The sequence below is a fragment of the Pseudomonas sp. Mn2068 genome (assembly GCF_049319725.1).
GTDB classification, from domain to species: domain Bacteria; phylum Pseudomonadota; class Gammaproteobacteria; order Pseudomonadales; family Pseudomonadaceae; genus Aquipseudomonas; species Aquipseudomonas gingeri.
The window spans coordinates 52,630-71,993 of sequence record NZ_JBMOUG010000006.1 but is presented as its reverse complement, the minus strand read 5'-3'; the positions used below and the strand labels follow the sequence as shown (position 1 = coordinate 71,993).

General features: G+C 63.0%; 8 protein-coding genes. 5 read left to right on the top strand and 3 right to left on the bottom strand.

The window, feature by feature from the left end; genetic code table 11:
• The first annotated feature begins 4 nt into the window (after positions 1-4).
• Both rplI and dnaB read left to right on the top strand, forming a co-directional pair.
• Positions 5-451, top strand: coding sequence for a 50S ribosomal protein L9 (gene rplI, locus ACL9RJ_RS15470; RefSeq protein WP_017125059.1), 447 nt, complete (start codon positions 5-7; stop codon positions 449-451).
• Between the two features lie 115 nt (positions 452-566).
• The gene (gene dnaB / locus ACL9RJ_RS15465) at positions 567-1,964 is read left to right on the top strand and encodes a replicative DNA helicase (RefSeq protein WP_017125058.1); all 1,398 of its coding nucleotides are present in this window, start codon (positions 567-569) and stop codon (positions 1,962-1,964) included.
• Positions 1,965-1,985: 21 nt separating this feature from the next.
• Here dnaB and ACL9RJ_RS15460 read toward each other — a convergent pair whose 3' ends face one another.
• On the bottom strand, positions 1,986-5,885 hold the full coding sequence (locus tag ACL9RJ_RS15460; RefSeq protein ID WP_146049253.1) for a dermonecrotic toxin domain-containing protein: 3,900 nt from the start codon (positions 5,883-5,885) through the stop codon (positions 1,986-1,988).
• Positions 5,886-6,017: 132 nt separating this feature from the next.
• On the bottom strand, positions 6,018-9,731 hold the full coding sequence (locus ACL9RJ_RS15455; protein WP_422765442.1) for a dermonecrotic toxin domain-containing protein: 3,714 nt from the start codon (positions 9,729-9,731) through the stop codon (positions 6,018-6,020).
• A gap of 202 nt (positions 9,732-9,933) precedes the next feature.
• Between ACL9RJ_RS15455 and ACL9RJ_RS15450 the strand changes: the two genes are divergently transcribed.
• Positions 9,934-12,237: a YgiQ family radical SAM protein gene (locus ACL9RJ_RS15450; RefSeq protein ID WP_103032799.1), complete on the top strand. Its 2,304-nt coding sequence runs from the start codon at positions 9,934-9,936 to the stop codon at positions 12,235-12,237.
• Between the two features lie 33 nt (positions 12,238-12,270).
• Here the strand turns inward: ACL9RJ_RS15450 and ACL9RJ_RS15445 are convergent, their stop codons facing one another.
• A complete protein-coding gene (locus tag ACL9RJ_RS15445; RefSeq protein WP_422765441.1) occupies positions 12,271-17,664 on the bottom strand; it encodes a hypothetical protein in 5,394 nt (1,797 codons plus the stop codon).
• 281 nt (positions 17,665-17,945) lie between these two features.
• Between ACL9RJ_RS15445 and ACL9RJ_RS15440 the strand changes: the two genes are divergently transcribed.
• Both ACL9RJ_RS15440 and ACL9RJ_RS15435 read left to right on the top strand, forming a co-directional pair.
• Entirely contained in the window at positions 17,946-18,866 is a 921-nt protein-coding gene (locus tag ACL9RJ_RS15440) for a hypothetical protein (RefSeq protein WP_017125054.1), read from the top strand.
• Positions 18,866-19,330, top strand: a complete 465-nt coding sequence (locus ACL9RJ_RS15435) for a hypothetical protein (RefSeq protein WP_017125053.1) — start codon at positions 18,866-18,868, stop codon at positions 19,328-19,330. The genes ACL9RJ_RS15440 and ACL9RJ_RS15435 overlap by 1 nt, the downstream gene beginning before the upstream one ends.
• Positions 19,331-19,364 lie beyond the last annotated feature (34 nt).

Genomic DNA, 19,364 nt, shown 5'->3' with positions numbered 1-19,364 from the left:
CCACATGCAACTGATCCTTCTGGAAAAAATCGCCAACCTGGGCAACCTGGGCGATAAGGTAAACGTTAAGGCTGGTTACGGCCGTAACTACCTGCTGCCTTTCGGCAAAGCCACCGCTGCGACCGCTGCCAACCTGGCTGCGTTCGAAGAGCGTCGTGCCGAGCTGGAAAAAGCCGCAGCAGACAAGAAAGCTTCGGCTGAATCGCGCGCCGCCCAACTGGCTGAGCTGGAAGTGACCATCACTGCCACCGCCGGTGACGAAGGCAAGCTGTTCGGTTCGATCGGCACCCACGACATCGCTGATGCCCTGACCGCCTCCGGCGTAGAAGTGGCAAAAAGCGAAGTGCGTCTGCCGAACGGCACCATCCGCAACGTTGGCGAATTCGACGTGGCCGTGCACCTGCACGCCGAAGTCGAAGCAACCGTACGCGTTGTTGTGGTGGCTGCTTAAGCAGCACTCGATCGTCTGGCGGCTTGCCCGCCAGGCGGTTAACATCGGGCACGACTCTGTTCATTCAGGTCGTGCCCTTTGTTTTTCTGCACTCACCATCTGATTTCAAGTGGCCATGAACGATATCTCCGCTCCCGAGCAATATGATCTGCAAACCGCTGCCCTGAAGGTGCCGCCGCATTCCATCGAGGCCGAACAGGCCGTGCTCGGTGGCCTGATGCTGGACAACAACGCCTGGGAACGCGTGCTTGACCAGGTTTCGGACGGCGATTTCTATCGACATGACCACCGCCTGATTTTCCGTGCGATCGCCCGACTGGCCGATCAGAACATGCCGATCGACGTGGTGACCCTGGCCGAGCAATTGGACAAGGAAGGCCAGACGTCGCAGGTCGGCGGCCTGGGCTACCTCGGCGAGCTGGCGAAAAACACCCCGTCGGTCGCCAACATCAAGGCCTATGCCGCGATCGTGCGTGAGCGGGCGACCCTGCGCCAGCTGATCGGTATCAGCACCGAGATCGCCGACAGCGCGTTCAACCCCGAAGGCCGTACCGCCGCCGAAATCCTCGACGAGGCCGAGCGGCAGATCTTCCAGATCGCCGAAGCGCGGCCGAAGACCGGCGGCCCGGTGAGCGTCAACGACCTGCTGACCAAGGCCATCGATCGCATCGACACGTTGTTCAACACCGACAACGCCATCACCGGCCTGTCCACCGGCTACACCGACCTCGACGAGAAGACCAGCGGCCTGCAACCGGCCGACCTGATCATCGTCGCCGGCCGTCCGTCGATGGGCAAGACCACCTTCGCCATGAACCTGGTGGAGAACGCGGTGCTGCGCAGTGACAAGGCGGTGCTGGTGTACTCCCTCGAGATGCCAGGCGAATCGCTGATCATGCGTATGCTGTCCTCGCTGGGTCGGATCGACCAGACCAAGGTCCGTGCCGGTCGCCTGGAAGACGACGACTGGCCGCGCCTGACCTCGGCGGTCAACCTGCTCAACGACCGCAAGCTGTTCATCGACGATACCGCCGGTATCAGCCCGTCGGAAATGCGCGCGCGGACCCGGCGCCTGGTGCGTGAGCACGGCGATATCGCCCTGATCATGATCGACTACCTGCAGCTGATGCAGATCCCCGGCTCCAGCGGCGACAACCGGACCAACGAAATTTCCGAGATTTCCCGGTCCCTCAAGGCCCTGGCCAAGGAATTCAACTGCCCGGTGGTGGCCCTTTCCCAGCTCAACCGCTCCCTGGAGCAACGACCGAACAAGCGCCCGGTGAACTCCGACTTGCGTGAATCCGGAGCGATCGAGCAGGACGCCGACGTGATCATGTTCGTGTACCGCGACGAGGTCTACCATCCGGAAACCGAGCACAAGGGCATCGCCGAGATCATCATCGGCAAGCAGCGGAACGGTCCGATCGGCTTTATCCGCCTGGCCTTTATCGGCAAGTACACGCGCTTCGAGAACCTGGCGCCGGGCAGCTACAACTTCGACGATGACGAGTAAGGGCGTTATCCCCTTGGCCTGCTAGTGGCTGGGCCATGCCGTCTCCAGTGTCTGGATCTGCTCCCAGGTGTAGCCGTGATTCACGCGTAGCTCGCGGAAGCCGTAGATGACCCGGCTGGTGAACAGGGCCGTGACGAAATAGCGGTTTTTCTCGAGGCTGCCGTCACGGCCCCTGACGTCGACCGCGAAGGCGACCGACTCCACGTTGTAGCCGTCGTAGGCTTGGCGAACGGGCACCGCGTTGCTGTATTCGTAGATCGTATTGATCCTCGACAGGATGTTGTCGCCTGACAGGCAGGGCGCGGCCGGTTTCGGCCTGCCATTGCCGAAGCTGATCAGTTCCGCCGTGGCGTCCAGCCGGACCCTGGCGGCGAAGGGATCGCGACGATGGTGGCTGACGATCAGCGGAATCAGCATGCCGCCATAGACCCCGAGTATTTCACCTCGCCCGAGGTGGCGCCTGGCAGACACCAGGAACCTGCCGACCAGATGTTCTTCCTGCGGGGAGCGCATGTCATCGTGTTCAAACCGTGTGATCTCCAGTTTGTCTTCGTAGAGGCGAGCGACCTTTTCATGACCCTGGGATTGCAGGTAAGGGACGATCTGCTCCGCGCGTGCCCTGGACTGGCGGCTCCCCTCGACCTCGCTGTAGTGGATGGCGACAACGGTCAAGGGCTCTCCGTCCAGATCGCGCAAGGGGTAACGACCGTTGTCGACGCGGTCGTAGGTGAGGGCGGAGTTCAAATGGGATCGGTAGGACTTGCGGGTGCGCATGCGCTGTCGTTCATCGGCGGTGAAATACTTGTCGTCAGTGGCCTCGGCCGGGGCGCCGGATTCTGTCTGGACCTGCAAGGTGCCGGTTCCTGAAGGCACGGAGGGGCCGGCATCTCGATACACGGCCCATTGACCGTCAGCCTGGTGTTGGAGCAACGGCTGATAAAAGCTGTAGGGATTGCGCGCGTTCAACAGTCGCCAGCCCTCGGCAACCTGCCTGACCGGGTAGTAGCGGCTGCCATCGCGGATGTAGTGCAGGTGAGCATGGGCGGCGACGGGGTTGTGGTTGAGATTCCAGTAGATGCCGTCGCGCAGCTCCAGGCCGGACAGGGTTGTCCCGCGCACGGCGAAACTCTCCGGCAGGCGGGTGGTGGTGCCGGTTCCAGGCGCCTCTGGCGCAGGGCGCGGGCCACGCAGGGCCGGCACCTGGCTGCGTAATCTCGAGGCTTGCGCGAAGATGGCCTGTTTCAGATCCGGCGCCGCCTGCCTTTCATCCAGGCTGATGCCATGTGCGCTGTTCAGGATCAGCTGCGTCAGTTTCGGCATCGCCCGCCAGGCGCCGGTATACAGGTCATGGGGTCCGGACAGCGTCTTGCCCTGGCGGTCCTGCAGTTGGTAGAACGCGCCGGTTTTCTTCAGGCGCCTGCAGGTCAGGCTGTCGTGTTCGCCGATGGCCTCCAGGGCGGTCGCGGTGTCGATGTCGGGGTCCCACAGTTCAAGACGAATATCCTGCGGCCAGGCCTCCAGGGTTTCCAGCAGGGAAAAGGCCAGCCGGTCACTTTGCTGGGCGTGCGGCCAGGCAGGATAGAGACCTTCGAATACCCGGGCGATGCGCACCTGCTCCAGGGCCCGGTCGATCTCCCTTTGCAGTGCCGGTGCTTTTTCGGGATTGGCTTGCTTCTGTAGTCCCAACGAGAAGATGACGTCGACCCGATGACTTTTCGGCAGTTCGGCGTGTTCCTCGCGTAGCTGTCGTTGCACCGGGGTGTCGGCTTGCTCTGTCTCGTCGTACAGATGCTCGAACAGCGCCAGGCTGTTGTGTTTCGCCTGGGCCTGCAGGTTCAGCGCCAACTGGTTCGCTTGATCGAGGTGGGCAATATTGCTCTCCAGCAACGTATCGATTTCTTTCTGGTCGAGCGCCTTGAGTACCACGTCGAGTAGCTTTCCAGCCGTCCAGCGCTGTTCGGAAATATTCACCATGTTCATCCCCGCGCCATATTGGATGGCCGTCTGTGAGCCGCTGCTCAGGACTCCCAGCGCTTTGTCCATGGGCCAACCGGGCAGCCGGGTCAGCAGATAGCACTGGATCCGGGGGGATAATTGCGAGATCACGGTCCCCCTGGCCCGGTCGAGATCGAAGTCTTCGATTTCCTGAAAGATCCACAGGCGCTTGAGGCAGTCGAGCAGCAGGGGTGGGGTGCGACGGCTGTAGTGATGAATCTGGCGCAGCGTGTGCAGGCGGGTGCCGCTGAGGGTCAACGCCGCGTCCGCCAGGGCTTCGGACAGCCTGGCGGCGTGCGGTCCCAGGCGGGCGATCAGTTGCGGTTTCGACCAGGTCGAGACTTTCTCGTGGATCATCCGCCAGGCGCCGAGGCAATTGTGCTGCAGGGGCGGCGGATAAACCCCCGGATAACCGGTCAGCACGATATGCCAATGGTCGGTGTCTTCATCGTGCTCGACCTTGTAGTACTGCCGGTCCAGTTTCAGGACGCTGGTCCTGGCCCACGAGTACAAACCCAGCGCGTTCGCCTGCCAATGTTCGTCAGGCGGCTTGATTGCCGACTGATAGGGCGTCAGGTCGGGCCGCCAGAGGCGGGTGCGGCCCTGGAACCTCACGGGGAGCAGCTCGGGCAGTCCTTCTGTCGCCGTGGTTGTCCGGCCGTTCGTCGGCGCCTCGAGGACATTGAGCAAATGGACCAGGCCGGCGTTCACCTGGGACGGGCTCCAGATAAACAGGTCCTGATAGATCGCCGCCGTGAGCTGGCTGCCTGGCGGTGCCAGCAGGGTCTGGTGGAACCGGGGAATGAGGTTCTTCAGGCTGGACAGCAGGTCCTGGCGCGCGGTCTGGAATTCCTCCAGCAATTGTTCGCGCGCCAGTGCATCGGCGCGCGTTGCGGGGATCGCCAGTCTGCCGGCGTCGTTGCCAAGGCGTTGCAGACGCTGCCCGTGGATGTCTTCGAACAGCTCGCCTGTAAGCTCTGAAAGACTGATGAGGCTCGTCCGTTCGGCTTGCGAGCGGCCCTCGGCGGCTTTGCCGATCCTGGTGTTCAGCAGGCGGCCCTGGTGGTCGATGGGCATGAGTCGACCGAGCAGTTGCCAAAAGTCCGTGGTCAGCATCTGTTCCAGGTAATCCTCCTGAAAGGCGACGAGCGACGGATACTCCCTGAGCTCGGCCTCGGGGTGCTCCGGAAAGTAGATGGCGCAAGGTCCGCTGGGGTTGTCCGGGTCGGACGCGAAATGAATGACGCCGGGCAGCGTGAGATCGAGAAATTTCACCCGATGGGACAGTGGCAGTTTTCCGGCTCTTTGCTTGACGGGCAGCAGGAAATGTTTCAATCGGTCGTGGCATTTGGACGTGATGTCCTGCTTCATGAGGGCCATCTGCAACACCACCTCGAAACGGCTCTGTTCATGGCGCACGAAGTGCTCGCGCTTGCTGGCGAAGATCATCAGTTCGTCGGCAGGGCGATCGAGATCGAGTATTTCCCCGAGATGATCGATATAGGCGCGGCCAAGATCAAGCGTGCGGCAATGGCGGGCAAACACTTCAGGCCTGAGGCCGCTTTCGAGGCCCGCGGCCTTGCCCGAGCAATAGATGACCGAGCCGCTTTCGAAAGCGCTGGCGTGGGTTTCCCACTCCTCGAAGTTGTACAGCGCCGCTTCCAGCAGCGAGTATTCGGGGCTGGTGTCGTAGATGGGGATAAGGCCCAGGAGATTGTATTTTTTCCGGCGGATGACCAGGGTGGCGGCCTGCATGTCTCTGAGCTCGGGAGCACGACTCCTTATCTCGAGCTCCAGAATAGGCTCGGCGAAGATCTCGATACTCTTGAGTTGGCTGAGGATATTGGCCACCAGGAGCCTGGACGCCGCATTTTTCAGCAGGGCCGAGCGCAGTTCGGCGCGCTGTGCGGCTGTCGAGTCGGTCATCCAGTCCGGCAGGCGGGACTTGATGAAACTGTAAAAGGGCAATGTGCGATGTGGGTTTGTTGCTGTCTTCGTGTGCATGGCGGGGCTCATTGTCGGCTTGACGGGGGGGCAGGATTTGCGTGGCACCTGCCTTCAGGTTTCCAGGCTCGTCTCGGGTTCGGCGAACGTGGTGCGCACTCCCGCCTCGGTGTAGCCGTAGTTCCAGCGCAGTTCTTCATCGGCGGGAATGCCCCGGGTGGTGAAGAAGGCACTGAGCAGGAAGGGTTCCAGGCGACCGTCCGCGACTTCGACATCGACGGGAAACGTTGCCCCCTCGACGTTGTAGCCGCTGCTGGCCTGGCGGACCGGCAGGCGCCCTTCGTATTCGAAAATGGAGTTGATCCGCGAAATGATGTTGTCTCCCGTCAACACCAGCCGATCCCATTTCGGCCTGCCGCTGGGAGGGTTGGGCAGGATATCGATCACGAACGGATCCTTGCGGGCATTGCTGACGTGAAACGGGATGAAATTGCCGCCATACACGCCGATGGCTTCCCCGGCTTTCAGCGGCTTCCTGGCCACGACCATGGCTTGGCCGACCATGCTCGTTTCCGGGGGAAACCTGGCATCCTCCGCGGTGAACGTACGCAGCAGCAGTTTCTCCTCGTAGAGCTTGGCGACTTCCTCATGGCTATCCCATTTCAGGTACGGCAGGATGTCCTTGGCCTGGTAACGCAATCCCGAATCGGTGACGTCGCTGGTGCTCTGGATTTTCCTGATGCGCAGCGGCTTGCCCTGCAGGTCGCGCAACGGATAGCGGCCGTTGTTCACCCGGTCGTAGTCGCCCATCCGGTTGGGCTGGCGCTGATAGGACTTGATGAGTTTCATGCGCTCCAGGTCTTCGCGGGTGAAGGGCTCGGGCTTGATGTATTCCTGCGCCGAGACCATGCTCGATTCACTTTCCACCAGCTCGATCTTGCTCAGTACCGGACCTGGCGCGCCGCCTTTCAAGCCCATGTCCGTGTTGATTTCCCAGCGCCCGGCCGTTCGCCGCAGCACCGGGCGATAAAAGCGGAAAGGGCTGCGGGCATCGATCAGTTTCCAGCCGGGATCTGACGGCTCGACCTGGTAGTACCGTTCTCCCTCCCGGATGTAGTGGCGGGAAAAGGCCCCCCGGTACAGCTCATCGCCGATGGGCTCGAGGTCGCCCGGTGGGGTTTCCAGCGCGAAGTGAATATCCAGGGCGCGGCCGGGCCGGCGGGGCCGCGAGGGCATCGCGGCAGGAATCTGCCGTACGACCGGAGGGGAGTCACTCAACTGCCTGATCTTGTCGATCAGCGCGCGCTTGAGGGCGCTGTTTCGGTTCGGGCCGCTGAAGCCCAGGTTCTCGAACTCGGTGTCGGGCAGGGCTTGTCCGATGGCCGAGTAGAGGTCGCTCGGGGCGAAGACCTGCAGGCTGCCGGTATCGTAGACCCGATAGCGCGAGCCTTCACGAAGCAGGCGCCTGATGCTCGTGGCGTTGGCGCTCCCGGCGGTGGCGGCAGGCGGTTCGGCCAGTGTCGCCGAGTACAGTTCCAGGCGAACGTCGCCCGACCAGCCCGGCAGTGCCTCAAGGGTCTGGAACGCCAGCCGGTCCGAATCCGGATTGAACGTCGTGTGCAGATAAAGGCCTTCATGGAGCCGGGCGGCATCCACGTTCTGCATCGACAGCTCGGCTTCGTCCTTCAGATAGGGCAGCAGGCTTTTCTGCTCCAGGATCTGCCGGGCTTCGGCGGGGCTGATGGATTTCACCATGGCTTGCACATAGCTTTTGGGCAGGGCCGGAAAGTCCTGTCGGATCTGTTCGGACAGCGGGCCTTTGACCTGTTCGCTCTGCTGATAACGATCTTCGAAGCGTTCCGCCGTGCTGGGTTCGACGGTCGCGGAAGGGGGCGTGCCATCGTTGATCGGCGGGCTTTCCAGCCGTCGCTGGTGCTGGATCTGCCGGTCGAGCTGGAAGCGTTTCAAGGTGTCGAGCAATTGCGCCGGCGGCGACTGGTTGTCGCGATGAAGTTCAAGCAGCAGCTTCGAATCGCTGGCGCTGGCGTGCAGGATCGGCGCCAGGTCTTCGGGGCGGGTGCCCGCTGCGACCGGTCCCAGTCGCTTGAGCCGTTTCAGGTCGCTCCACTCCCGCGGGTTTTCATGCAGGGCACGCCAGGCCCCGCTGCCGTTATGGCGCAAGGGCGGCGCATACGCCCACGGGTCGTCGGGGTGCTGGATGGACCACTCGGGCGGGGAGCCCCCATGGCTGACCTCATAGAGCTGATCGTCCAGTGACAGGTAATGCCGGCCCTGGTAGTCGTACAGGCCCTGTTCATCGGGAAGCAGCGCCTGCGGCAGTTCAAGGGATTGTCGGTAGGGGGCCAGGTCCGGTTTCCACAGGCCGGAGCGGTGGGGTGCAAACTTGACACGCAGCAGCGAGCCGACGAAGCGGCCGGCCTTGGCGGCACCCGCGGTGGCGCCCATGAGCACGATCTGTTCGGTGACATCCATGAGGTAGTTGAGCGCCTCCACCTTTTCGCCGCGCCGCCAGGCATCGAACCCCAGATAGACCTCATGGATCAGCTGTATCCCCGTGGACACCAGCAGGACCTCGCCGATCACGGGGATGAACGAGGCCGCGAGGACCAGGGCGCTCAGGCCGGCCTTTTCGTAGGCTTGCAGCAGCTGTCGGCGGGCCTGGGCGTCGGTCTGCGCCGTGGGCACGACGACCTCGCGGCCATGGCGTTCGATCTGTTGCCTGCGCAGGTCGCGCAGGCCCTTGAACACGTTGCCATCGATGGGGTGCAGTACAAGCAAGACTGACCCGTGCTCCGCAACAAGACCGGGTTTGGGATGCCACTTTTGCCACATGGCCTGCCTGATCGTCTGGCTGAGCAGCGCTCCCTGGTGACTGGCCGGGAGGAAACGTGAAAAGAAAGAGCGGTAGGCGGGTGACAGCAGCCTGCGGCTCAACTCGTTTTCGAAATCCCGCAGGGAGCCGTAGCGCGCCAGGGGGCTGATCGGGTCCTGCGGTATGTAGACCAGGCATGGACGGGTGTCGTCGCTGGTGTCCAGGCCGATGACCAGCACCTCGCTGGCGACCATGCCGAGAAGTTCGAGCCGCGAGCAGGGCTGGGTGCCATAACGGACGACATAACGATCATTGAGTACGTCGAGGAGTACCCGGTAGCTGGCCGGCGTGATTTCCTGCTTGAGCATGGCCAGGTGTATCGCGCTGGCGAAGGCGTCCTTGCCGCTCTGGAGCAGAGGGTCCCGGGCACGGCTGGCGAGGTCGTCGCCATCGACCTGGGCGGCGGCATCGAGGACGGATCGCAGGTGGGCCTGGTAGAGGCGACCGAAGTCGAGCCGGCGACAGACCAGGGCGAACTCCTCGGGTCTGATCGGGGTCTTGCTATCGAGGGCGCCTGGCACCCGGTAGATCCCCGAGCCCGCGCCGAAGGCGTCGGCGCTGGTCAGCGATTCGTCGAAGTTGTGCAGGGCCGCCGATAGCAGGGTTTGCTCGCTGGTACTGCCCTGGACCGAAACCAGGCCGAAGAAATAGTCGTTCTTGCGCACATGGACGAAGGTCGCCTGCTCGACATCCAGGGTCAGTCGGAAATTGACGGCGATGGCTTCTTCCAGCAGCGGCTTGACGAACTGCGCCGGCGTTTGCAGCTTTGCCATCATCTGCTCGACGTCATGGCGGGAATTGCAACTGGCTATCATGCTCTGGCGCAACGCGTCGCGTTGTTCGCCAGGCGCATCGAGCAGCCAGGCGGGCAGATGCTCCTTGATCACGTCGAAATGCGGCTGCTCGTTGGAGAGCGGGGTGGGGGATGGAGTCATGACGGTGGCCTTGCCGGATTCTTGAAGCGCCAGCTAACGACAAGGCGGCGGTGCGGCTGCACTAGATAGTTGTCGGCCCGCCCCTGGGGAAGGGGCGCGGGTAAAACCGACGGTTATAGTCGGACTTGATCAAAATTTGTGCTATATTCCGCCCCCGCGAATTTTCATCTCGATACTTCCCATCTCGACATCGGTCATCGCCATGCAAGCAGCCAAGCCGTTATTTGACTATCCCAAGTACTGGGCCGAATGTTTCGGGCCAGCGCCCTTCCTGCCCATGAGCCGGGAAGAGATGGATCAGCTTGGCTGGGATTCCTGCGACATCATCATCGTCACCGGTGACGCCTACGTTGACCATCCGTCCTTCGGCATGGCGATCATCGGCCGGCTGCTGGAGTCCCAGGGCTTCCGCGTCGGGATCATTGCCCAGCCGAACTGGCAGTCCAAGGACGACTTCATGAAGCTCGGCGAGCCGAACCTGTTCTTCGGGGTCGCGGCCGGCAACATGGACTCGATGATCAACCGCTACACCGCCGACAAGAAAATCCGCTCCGACGACGCCTACACGCCGGGCGGCATGGCCGGCAAGCGTCCGGATCGCGCCAGCCTGGTCTACAGCCAGCGCTGCAAGGAAGCCTACAAGCATGTGCCGATCGTGCTCGGTGGCATCGAGGCCTCGCTGCGCCGGATCGCCCACTACGACTACTGGCAGGACCGCGTGCGCAACTCGATCCTGATCGACGCCAGCGCCGACATCCTGCTCTACGGCAACGCCGAGCGGGCGATCGTCGAGGTCGCCCAGCGCCTGTCCTACGGCCACAAGATCGAAGACATCACCGATGTGCGCGGCACCGCGTTCATTCGCCGGGACACGCCGCAAGGCTGGTACGAAGTCGACTCCACGCGCATCGACCGGCCGGGCAAGATCGACAAGATCATCAACCCGTACGTCAACACCCAGGACACCCAGGCCTGCGCCATCGAGCAGGAGAAAGGGCCGGTTGAAGACCCGCAGGAAGCCAAGGTCGTGCAGATCCTGGCCAGCCCGCGCATGACCCGCGACAAGACCGTGATCCGCCTGCCGTCGGTGGAAAAGGTTCGCAATGACGCGGTGCTCTACGCCCACGCCAACCGCGTGCTGCACCTGGAAACCAACCCGGGCAACGCCCGCGCGCTGGTGCAGAAGCATGGCGAGGTGGATGTCTGGTTCAACCCGCCACCCATCCCGATGACCACCGAAGAGATGGACTACGTGTTCGGCATGCCGTACCAGCGCGTCCCGCACCCGGCGTATGGCAAGGAAAAGATCCCGGCCTACGACATGATCCGTTTCTCGGTGAACATCATGCGTGGCTGCTTTGGCGGCTGCACCTTCTGCTCGATCACCGAGCACGAGGGACGGATCATCCAGAACCGCTCCGAAGAGTCGATCATTCGCGAGATCGAAGAGATCCGCGACAAGGTGCCGGGCTTTACCGGGGTGATTTCCGACCTCGGCGGCCCGACCGCGAACATGTACCGCATCGCCTGCAAGAGCCCGGAAATCGAATCCGCGTGCCGCAAGCCATCGTGCGTGTTCCCCGGCATCTGCCCGAACCTGAATACCGACCACTCTTCGCTGATCCAGCTCTATCGCAGTGCCCGCGCGTTGCCGGGCGTGAAGAAGATCCTGATCGCCTCCGGCCTGCGCTACGACCTGGCGGTCGAGTCGCCGGAATACGTGAAGGAACTGGTGACCCACCACGTCGGCGGCTACCTGAAGATCGCCCCGGAACACACCGAGGAAGGTCCGCTCAACCAGATGATGAAGCCGGGCATCGGCAGCTATGACAAGTTCAAGCGGATGTTCGAGAAGTACTCCAAGGAAGCCGGGAAAGAGCAGTACCTGATTCCGTACTTCATCGCCGCGCATCCTGGCACCACCGACGAAGACATGATGAACCTGGCCCTGTGGCTCAAGGGCAACGGTTTCCGCGCCGACCAGGTGCAGGCCTTCTACCCGTCGCCGATGGCCAGCGCCACGGCCATGTACCATTCGGGCAAGAACCCGCTGCGCAAGGTCACCTACAAGAGTGACTCGGTGACCATCGTCAAGAGCGAGGAGCAGCGCCGGTTGCACAAGGCGTTCCTGCGCTACCACGACCCGAAGGGCTGGCCGATGCTGCGTGAAGCCTTGCTGCGCATGGGCCGTGGCGACCTGATCGGGCCGGGCAAGAACCAGCTGATCCCGTTGCACCAGCCGGCGACCGACAGCTACCAGAGCGCCCGCCGGAAGAACTCGACGCCGGCCGGTAGCCACAAGGTGGCGAAGGAAACCACGACCAAAATCCTCACCCAGCACACCGGCCTGCCGCCGCGTGCCAGCGACGGTGGCAACGCCTGGGACAAGCGCGAGCAGGCCAAGGCCGCCGCGTTCGCCCGCAACAAACAGGCGGCCAAGGAGCGCGCCGATGCCGCCAAGGGCAAAGGCAAGAAGCCGCCCCGCAAGCCGGTGGTCCCACGCTGAAACCAGGCGCTGCCGGGTGGGGGCAGCCCCGCCTCAGGCAACCCGATCAAACAGCTGTTGTGCCGTACGCCCATCGAAGGCTTCGCGCCAGATGGGTGTATGGGGCAACCCCTGCTGTTGCTGGCGAATCTGGCTTTCCACGCCCAGCCTGCTTTGTGCCAGGGTTTTCAGGTGCCCGCCCTTGAGTTCGAAATTGCGCGGCGGGGTATCCTTGCGCGCGTAGTGGAAATGCGCATGCCAGAGTTCCTTCCGGTTGGCCTTGTCGCGTATCGAATAGACATCCAGGTAGTTTTTCCTGGCACCTTTGCCGCGCTCGACCCGGTCCTGGATCTTTCTGACCTCTATCTGATCGTTGTCGATCAGATAGAGCAGGCGCTGCACGCTGAGTACGTTCGGGTCCTTGTATAGCCTCAGCCTGATGTTCTCGCCTTCGTTGCGCAGGTTCTGGCCGGCTTGCCTGAGGCGAGCGGCCAAGGCCGGCGCCTGCGGGGCCTCGGCGGCCGACAGGGCGGCGATGTCCGTGGCGTGCTGGTCCAGTCGCTCGGCCCTGGCGTCAAGGTATTCGACGATGTTGCTCGGGTTCTGCCTGGCCTGTTCATCTCGTTGGGCCTTGGCCAGATAGGTTTCCACTTGCCCCAGGAGCTGATTGGCGTCGCTGAGCCGGGTGGCTGGCAATTTGCTGGGCTGTTCGACGGGGGCCGCGGGGGCTTCGCTGAGAGTCCCTTGCCATTGGCCGTTGACCTGGCGATAGGACCGGAAGGGGAGGCCCGGCTTGTTCTCTTCGATGATATCGACCAGGGTTTCGCCATCGTCGGTGATGCGTTCCTGGCCGAGCTTGAGGTGATCCTGGCCGCCCCGCCTGACTTTGATCAGGCGCTTTCGCGGGGGCGGGAAATGGCTGGTCGATGGCTGGGCGGGGAGAAAGTCCAGGTCGATGGCGTCGAGGTCGGTGGACAGGGCTTCATTGCTGTGGGCCTGTGCATAGCGTTGTTCCAGCTCGCCGACGATGGCGTCGTTGAACCCGTCGATAAGGTCGATGATCGCCTTTTGATGGGCGGTCTCCGTGGCGGCGGTGGGGTAGTCGCGCATCGCTTCGAAGTTTTCCCGTATCCCCGAGGTTTGTTCCAACAGGTTATCGAGTACGGCGATCTGCTTGTCCTCGGGGATCAGCCTGATCTGGTCCAGGGTCACGAAGACTTCCCTGAACCGCGTCATTTCCTGGGTCGCCTCGAAGTGGTAAGTGGGCGGTGCGCTCAGATTCACCGGGTCGCCGACCGAATACAGATTGCTCAGGGCGATCAGCTTGCCCATGTCGATGGCCCGGATCGTGGTGGGCGTCCCCAGGATCAACTGCTCGATCCTTTGCTCGGTCTGCCCGCCTGGCGCCAGTTCGCGCAGGCTGGCAATCGCGACCTGCCGTTGTTCCAGGATGGGCGTTCGCTTGGTGAGGCTTGCCAGCATCTTTCTGTTGAAGTCCCGGAACTCTCGCAGATGAGTCAATGGGTTCGGCAGGACCGGGCCAGCCTGGGAGATGAAGTTGTCGTCCTCGGCGAGGAACAGCCTGGAGTAGAACTCCACCTGGCTGGAGCGCATATCGTGCAGTTCTCTGCGGTAGATATCGGTCGCCTGTTTCCGGGTCCAGAGTTCCTTGTGGGTTTCGTAGCGTTTGATGTGTTGCTCAAGCAGATTGAGATGGGTGCGCAGGTAAACCTCATTGGCGATCCTGGCCACCCTGCGGGCGTTGTCGTCAGCCGCCCGGATGACGGCGTCGCGCATTGCCGGCATTCGCTCCTGGGAGGCTTGCAGCGCGCGGTGATGGGTTGCCAGCTCATCGACCAGCTCGTTGTCCCGCTGCTTGGTCGCTTCCAGCCGGCTCAGCTTGCGCGGCATGCCGCCGGCCCCGCCCACGATAATCCCGACCCATTGGCCGTCCGCGCGACGAGTGATCGGCTCGCTTCTGCCGGGGCGCGTCGGGACATAGCGATTCTCGGGGTCCATCGCCACCGGGTCGCCGGGTCTGACGATGCGGTAGACCTTGCGCGTCGGCGTCGAGGCCTCTCTATCATCCATGACCTGATAGGCGCCGCCGTCGATGCTCACAAAGCGCTTGCCGCCAAAGTTGTACAGCGATTGCTCGTCGTCGGCGATGGGCAGGTGCTTGTCCTGACGAAAATGCGCCAGTCGGCCGGGGGTGAGCAGGTACTGGTCGGGAACCGGAAGCAGCTCCTTGAGATCCTCGCGATGCTCCTGGGCGAGTCGCAGCAGATCGTCGACCAGACGCTGCGGCTCGTCGAGTCGATAGCCCAGGGCATCGCGCTGGGCATCATTGAGTGAGCGCAGCACGCTGCCAGCCAGGTTGTGTTCGGCCGAGGGCCCGTAGATCAGGCCGCCGGTGGCATCGATGCCCATGTAGCGCTCGTCGTTTCTGAACAACCTGAGGGTGGTCGTGGCGTCCTCCAGCCCGTAGCTGCGCGAGGGCAGGGTCGAGATGATCGGTCGGCCACTGCTGTCGATTCCCGGGTCGATGCGGATCTTCAGGTTGCCGGGCCAGCGTGGCAGGCTGCACAGCAGCCGGCAGAACAGGGCCTCGCTGTCTTCGCCAAGGCCGCGCTCGGCCCTGTCCGCCCAACCGGCCAGCGCACTGATGATTCGGCTCTGCTGTTGTGACGCCTGAACCGCCGCCAGCACCGCGGGCTCGATCCGGCTATCCAGGGCAATGGCCTGGAGCGATGAGTGTTTGTCCACCAGGTCGATGGCCGCCGCCTGGCTCAATCCCGGAAAGCGTTCCCGCAGGACGCCGACGGCGGGCTTGAGAGGCTTGCCGGGTTGGCTGACGGGAGCAAAGGCATAGGCCGGGTCGCTCGGCTTGAGTTGTGAGCGCGTCGGGGTATCGAGCAGGGCCAGGTACAGGGCGTGCTGGTGATCCCTGATATCCCGGGCGAGCGCCTTGCGTAGCTGGGTCAGGCGCTGTTCGAAACTCTGCTCGATCACGCCCGCCGCCTCGCTCGCCCAACGGCGCTGGTTGAGGTGTTCGTAGGCCTTCAGGGTAGTTTCCAGCAGCGCCCCCGTTTCGGCCGACTTCGGCTCATACGCGGGTCGGTAGCGCCCCGGCTGGACTTCGCTCAGCATGATCGTCGGTTTCGGCCTGGCATCCGCGCGTGGCAAGTCGGCGTAGCGGCTGGACGTGCCCGGCTCGCGGCTCTCGATCTCCAGGGGCGCCTGCAGTTGTCGGGCGAGCAGGGCGGGCAAGGCCTTGTCGGCATAGGGCGCCAGTTTGGCGTCGGGGCTGTCGAGGGCCTCTCGCAGCTGATCCAGGGCCTTGCGCACCTGCAACTCGGCAATGGCCTGATTGGCTTCCCAGGGGGCTGTTTCATCGCCCCGCCAGATTTTTTCCAGTTTCGACCGGGAAAGGTCCGACCATGCCAGCAACCGGCCCAGTTCCTGCTCATTGAGGGAGGGCAGATCGCGGCGCAGCATTTTCTGCAGCAACTGGGTGTCGGAGAGTGCGCTGATATCGACCGGCGCCAGTTTCCACGAGCGGGTAACAGGATCGAACACCATGGCGGGCCTGTAGCGGCCGGCATCCGGGTGGATCAGGTGATAACGCCCGGTGTCCTTGTCCAGCATGACCTCGCCGACCCGGGTCTCGGTGTCGAGCTTGATCTGGACATAGAGCTTGCCGTCTTTTCTGATCAAGCCCTGGGCATCAACCGCCAGCCCCTCGACGCTGCTCTGGGCGAGCGGCGTGTAAGGGCGCAGGTCACTCAGCCAGAGGGCATTGCCGGTCGCCTGTGTCACCGTGCGGGGCCTGCCCATGGACTCGATCAGTGCGCGGGTGCGGCGGGCCGAAAGGCGTGCGCCGATCGCCTGGATTCGAGCCGTGATGACCAGCTCCGCCACATCGGTGACGGCCTGCACGAATTCCATTTTTCTGCCGCTGGCCAATTCGGTGCTGGCCACCAGGCTCTGGTAGGCCAGGGTGCCGAGGCTGGCGCTGATCATCAGAGGGTTGAGGCCCAGCACTCCGCCAGGCAAGGGCAGCAGGAGCAGTTCCATTGTCTCGCTGGCCATCCATTGAAGGGTGTTGATCAGCGTCTGCCAGTCGAGGCTGCGGCGGGTGGTGGCGAGATTGCTGATGTCGGCGATCAGTCTCAGGGATTGGGTCCGGGTCAGCGTGTCCAGCACCGAGCTGCTTTGCTCGCGTTCCGCCTGCGGGGTCATGACCAGATTGATGCGTCGGGCCGGTGCTTCGGTATCGCCAAACGCCTTGTACAACCAGCGGGCAGGGGTGGTCAGTTCGTTTTCATCGACGCTCGGGACCTTGAGCTTGCCGTAGAAGTCGGCCTGGTTCATCAGCGACATGGTGCGTGTGAGCCAGGTGATCTGGCCCGTGCCCGCATCCTCGCGTATCTGATCGCGCAGATCCTTGAGCGCCAGCGCGGAAGTGAGGTGGTAGCGCAGGGCGCCGCCCGGCCGGTCCGGGAAATAACTGAATACGCCTTGAGAGGCTCCGCGCTCGAAACGCATCAGGCAGAAGGGCAGCGGCAGCCATTGCAGATCGCCGAAATTGGGCAGGTAGTCGCGACCAAAATCAAGGCTGTAGAACTGTGCGCTCATGAGCTGTTTATCGGCCACGGCCTGCATGAATTTTTCCGCCGAGGGCTGATCGGTGCCGGGCAGTGTCTGCTGGCGCAAGGCTTCCAGGACCGCGAGTTCCAGGCTGGCCTTCTGAAGGGCGCTCAGTGCGTCGTTGATCTGGCCGATCATTTGTTCATGCAGTTCGCGTCTCAGGCGCGATCCCAGGTCCAGGGCGCGAACGACCGAGATAAAGCGATCCACGCTCAGGGATACTCTCTGCGCGGGATCTTCGCAGACGACACTGATGCTGCTGTGCTTCTGGAAATCGAAGCCCGAAGGAAACGAGGCCGTGGCGCCGGTGAAAGAGAAGTTCTCCCTGGCGGCCTGCCACAGGGATATGGAGATGATCTCCTCTACCGGGGCACTTGGGTCCAGGGCTCTGCGATGCCTGGTTTTCCGATACTGCTCGATGATTCTGTAGATGAGCTCGATCGGGTCCTTGGCGTCGGTACGCGGGGGGACTTTCAGTGTTTTGGTATTCAGCCGGGATTTTTCCGCATCGATGTACTGGCCGGTTTCCTCATGGAGTGCCGTGCGCAGATCGTGCCTGGCGTTGCGTTCGAAACGGGCCTTGAACCCTTGTAGCGATTCGGCCAGTTGTTGCTTGAGCCGTGGTTCTTCCCGGCACAGCGCCAGGTAGCGTTTCTGTTCCTCGGCGCTCAGTGGCGCGAGGAAAGAGGTCAATTGGTGTTCGATGGTGTCCAGCGCATCGTAGTCGGACCAGGTGTCACTGGACATCAGATAGTCGCCAGGTGAGTCGACTACAGGGAAGGGGGCGATTGCGGTCATGGAGACACTCTCTTCAGTGGCGTTGCCTGCGTCAGTCAGGGGCAGAAACAGTCGGAGTGTCATCTAAGGGCGGAACGGCCTTGCCAAGGTGTTAGATATCTACCGTGCAGAGATTTCGCTCTCGTCCGCAGGCGGGTCGAGCGACCTGCCGGTGGGTGCCAGGCGCCCCGGCGAAAGCTGTGGGCTGGCTGGATACTGGCATTTTGGTTTCTATCGGAGACCAGGTTCGTTTGCTAAGGTGCGGCGAATTTCCCCGCGCTCGATTCAAGGATGAACACTGCATGAGCAACCCGCTCCCTGGCATTGGCATGGACTCCAGCCCCTCGCAGTTCCTCGCGCGCAAACGCATCGAAAGCCAGATCAACCTGCCCCAGCTGTTTGCCGCGATCGATGCCGACCCCGGCATCGTCGGGGCCGGCGTGGTCTATATCGACGCCGACTTCAACGTGGTCACCCTGCGCGAATTCCAGCCGATCTGCAGCATCAAGCCCAAGCGCATCATCCTGCGCGAGGCGCAGAAGTACATCGCGCCGGTGCAGTTCGCCCAGCAGGTGCAGGACAATCCCCGCGAGTCGCGCCTGGTCGGCGAGGCGATCAATACCAGCCTGTCGTGCGCCGGCGCGGTGATCGGTTGGGTGGTGGTGCTCAGCGGCTCGGTGGCCGTGCCGTTCTCGGCCGGCGCCAGTTCGGTGCTGGTCGCCATTGGCTACACCGCGGCGGTCGCGAGTACCGCGCAATGCGTCGTTGGCGGCTATCGGACAGTCAACGAAGCGGTCAATCCCGCCCGCAATGACTACCTCGATGGCGAGGCCTGGTACCAGTACACCTCCATCGCCCTGGATGCGGCTTCCCTGGTCGGAGTCGGCGCCTCGTCGCTGACCACCCTCAAGCTGGTGCGCATGACCAAGGCCACCACCGGCAAGACAATCCGCGAAGTGCTGCGGGGCCTGAACCGCCAGGAGCGCTCGAAGCTGACCAAGGAGCTGTTGAGCATCAACGATCCGCGGCTGACGCCGAAAATGCTCAAGCTCAAGCAACTGGCCGGCGAACTGCCCAAGCGCTTCACGCCTACCCAGATCAAGCATGCCACCGTGACCCAGATCAAGGACTCCCTGGGGGCGGCGATCGGCCTGACCGGCAGTGCCTTGTCCGGCAATGTGAAAACCATTGCCGTGGGGCTCTACGAGGAGATCGAGGAGTAATGGAAGAGTTGAGCCTGCCGCGTTTCCTGGCGCAGTATTTCCCCACCTTCATCGGCGGAATTTTTGCCGCGCTGGTCGCTATCAGCTGTGGCGTGCCCCTGGTGGGCGGCCACTTTTTTCCCGATGCCTCCCTGGACGGCCAGGCAACCGGCATGTTCGTCGCGGTCCTGGTCCTGGCCCTGGTGGTGGTGCACTGCAACTTCCTGATCGTGCGCGGCCGTCCGCAATGGGTTTGGGGGCTGGTCCTGGTCTTTGCGCTGTGCTTTCTGAGCGTGCTGCCGACCATCACCTCGCATCCCCATCGGTTCATCTACGCCTTGGCCGTCCTGGCCCCGCTGGTTGGCCTGCTGTTGCTCAACAGTCGGCGCCACCGCGAAATGCGCCACCGGCTCGTCGCTATCCGCCACCAGCGCGAAGCCCTGCGCAAGGCCCTCAAGGCCCGGCGCAAGTCACGCCAGGGCTGATGTCCGGGCGTTCGCCCCGTTTCTGTGCGACTCT